Origin of the sequence: Dialister sp. UBA1703 (assembly GCA_002320515.1) — a bacterium.
Lineage (GTDB): Bacteria > Bacillota > Negativicutes > Veillonellales > Dialisteraceae > Dialister.
Window position 1 is genome coordinate 4,303 of record DCJJ01000172.1, and the last position, 282, is coordinate 4,584.

Annotated in this window: 1 pseudogene; it reads right to left on the bottom strand. The window is 47.5% G+C overall.

Annotated elements, in window-relative coordinates:
• Nucleotides 1-159: pseudogene (locus B2Y11_RS08735) on the bottom strand (NADPH-dependent 7-cyano-7-deazaguanine reductase QueF); the annotation flags it as partial.
• Nucleotides 160-282: the final 123 nt, after the last annotated feature.

Here is a 282-nt window from a genome sequence, read left to right on the forward strand (position 1 = left end):
GCTGGTAAACTCCGGACAGTTGAACTTGATAAAGAAATCCCGGTCAGCGTGCTTGTTTGGAATCTTTTCCAACAGACCGGGGTCGTAATCATAGGTGTATTTCGTATTCCAGCTGCCCAGCTGCTTCAGCCCATCCAGCCCTTCTCTTTTTTCTGTCATAGGGTACCTCACATTTATAGAATTCAATATAACTAGTACAAGGATACCATAGGAAAGGAGAGATGTAAATAGAAGGGGATGGGGACCGGGACCGGGATCGGGATCGAGGTTGGGTTCGGGATC